This window comes from Nocardioides sp., from assembly GCF_035697785.1.
In the GTDB taxonomy this organism is placed as follows: Bacteria; Actinomycetota; Actinomycetes; order Propionibacteriales; family Nocardioidaceae; genus Nocardioides_B.
Map to the genome: position 1 here is coordinate 1 of NZ_DASSCL010000122.1, position 2,532 is coordinate 2,532.

General features: G+C 71.2%; 3 protein-coding genes. 1 reads left to right on the forward strand and 2 read right to left on the reverse strand.

The genetic code is table 11. From position 1 onward, the window contains the following. Positions 1 to 587: acyl-CoA dehydrogenase family protein (locus tag VFH10_RS13075; RefSeq protein ID WP_325129215.1), on the reverse strand; the 587-nt coding region annotated here is incomplete at its 3' end. Between the two features lie 64 nt (positions 588 to 651). Next, entirely contained in the window at positions 652 to 1,755 is a 1,104-nt protein-coding gene (locus VFH10_RS13080) for a DNA glycosylase AlkZ-like family protein (RefSeq protein ID WP_325129217.1), read from the reverse strand. A gap of 125 nt (positions 1,756 to 1,880) precedes the next feature. Between VFH10_RS13080 and VFH10_RS13085 the strand changes: the two genes are divergently transcribed. Further along, positions 1,881 to 2,456, forward strand: coding sequence for a hypothetical protein (locus VFH10_RS13085; protein WP_325129219.1), 576 nt, complete (start codon positions 1,881 to 1,883; stop codon positions 2,454 to 2,456). Positions 2,457 to 2,532 lie beyond the last annotated feature (76 nt).

The window sequence follows — 2,532 nt, forward strand, 5'->3', positions numbered from 1 at the left end:
CCCTGGTCGGACTTCTCCACCACGAACGCCGAGATGCCGGCGCCCTTCTTGGCGTCGGGGTCGGTGACCGCGAACACGGTGTAGAACTCGGAGACCCCGGCGTTGGTGATCCACCGCTTCACGCCGTTGAGGACCCAGTGACCACCCTCCTTGACGGCACGGGTCTTCATCGAGGCGGCGTCCGAGCCGGCCTCGGGCTCGGACAGGCAGTAGGAGAACATCCCGTCGTTGGCCGCCAGCCGGGTGAGGTACTTCTTCTTCAGCTCCTCCGAGCCCGACAGGATCAGCGGCATCGAGCCGAGCTTGTTGACCGCCGGGATCAGCGACGACGAGGCGCAGGCCCGCGCGACCTCCTCGATCACGATGCAGGTGGCCAGCGCGTCGGCGCCGGCACCGCCGAACTCCTCCGCCACGTGCGGCGCCGCGAAGTCACTTGCCGCCAAGGCGTCGTACGCCGCCTGCGGGAACTCGCCCGTCTCGTCGACCTGCGCCGCCGCGGGGGCGACCTTCGCGTCGCACACCGCACGGACCGCCTCGCGGATCGCCTGATGCTCCTCGGACAGGGCGTACAGCGGGTACTCGTTCATGCCGGAATCCTACTTCTCGGTAGCACGCCCCGATCGCCTTGGTTCGGCGTTCGCGGCCGCTGCCTCAGGCCGTGCGGACGTCTCCTCGAACGGGGCGACCGAGGATCGTGGCGAGCCGATCAACCTCCTGGTCGAGGGCGTCCTGCGGGGCCGGTCCCGCCTCTGCGAACCAGGCGACTGTGACCTGGTCGCCGTTCACCGCCCAGGTGCCAGAGACCACTCCTCCCGTCGTCACGAGGTTCGCGCCACGGGTGACCAGTGCCCGACGGGACGGCGGCACCACGTGCGCGTCGGCGGTTCCCGGGCCGAGCACCCACTGGTCGTGTCCCGGCAGGAGCCGCAGAGCCGTCGTCGCGGTCGCGGCGGACAGGCCCTCGAGATCCTCGTCCATGACGTAGGTGGGCTCTCCCTCGAGCTCGACCACCGCGAGCCGGTCGCCGAGGGCGGTGATCCAGGACTGGATTCGCCTGCGGCCCGCGCCCAGCCCCTCGCCGAGCCAGTAGTGGATGCGGTCTGCGGTCGCCGGACCGTAGGTCCGGAGGTAGGCGGCGACCGCACGCATCCCGGCGTCGTCGAGCTCCGGCAGGCCCGGCCAGCAGGGATTCGTGTCCAGGCGCTGGAACGTCGCTCGTCCGTCCCGCGGCGGGCCGAAGCACAGGTCGCCCTGCCAGGCCAGCGGCTTCAGCAGCGTGTAGGCGCCCTCGGCGAACACCGAGTCGAGGTGCCGGTAGTCCGGGCGTGCGGTGATCGCCGCGCCGAGCTCGTCGTGGGTCAACGGCCCGTCGTCGAGTGCCTCCCGCACCGTCTGTCGGAAGACCGGCCAGTCGGAGGACGTCAGTCCGTAGTAGCTCTGCCAGCTCTTTCGCTCCCACATCCGACTGGCCGCACGCAGGGCGAGGTACGCGCTGCCCTCCTCAGGTGTCATCAGATGAGTGGCGCCCCTGAACGCGAATGTCTTGATGAGGGACCCCTCGGCCAACGCTCGCTCGACCTCCCCCGGCCGCGACCGTTGGCGTCGCGTGCGAACGGCGAGCTCCGCTGCAGGGTCGGACTGGGCCGGGACGGCGCCGAGCCGGCGTACGACGTCAACGGTCGACTCCGTCCCCACCGGCTCGAGCAGCTGCCGACCCAGACGCCACGCGAGGGCCTGGGACCAGGTGTGCGGCACCGATCCAGACTAGCCGGGCGAGCACTTCTGGCCCCCGGTGGTCGAGCATGTAGAGACCAATCCCGTTGTGCACAAGGGATTCCGGCACGCGGATTCTGTCGGTGGTCACCTCTAGGTTGATCGGTATGGAACCGGTGGTGGACGACCTCGAGCGGCGGGCAGTCGCCGACGCGCTCGTGTCCAACCACGCGTCCTTGGTCGCCGCCGAGTGCCGCGAGCTGGTGCTCGCCGCGCAGTGGGCGGACCTGCACCCGATGTCGTCGGGGACGGTGCTGCCGGGCACCGAACGCGCGCGGCGGTACGGCGGGGACGGGACGCCGTTCGCGGGTGAGTTCGCGGCCGCCGAGCTCGGCGTGCTGCTCGGCCGCTCGCACGTCGCCGCGGCCACGCTGATGGCCGACGCCCTGGACGTCCGGCACCGGCTCCCCAGGCTCTGGGCCGCGCTCACCGCCGGGCAAGTCCGGGTCTGGCAGGCCCGGCACGTCGCCTCCCGCACCCGGGCCACCGGCCTGTCACTGGCGCAGGCCCGTGAGGTCGATGCGGCCACGACGCCGTACCTGGCCACGCTGCCGTGGGGAGGTTCGTGGACCTGTTGGAGGCGCGGATCATCGCCGCCGACCCGGCCGCCGCCGAGGCCCGACGAATCGCGGCGGAGTTGGACCGGTTCGTGGTCACCGGGCAGTCCAACGAGCCCGGCCTGAAGACGCTGGTGGCGAAGGCGACCGCGGGTGAGGTGATCTAACTGGTCGCGATGGTGGACCGGATCGCCGAGATCCT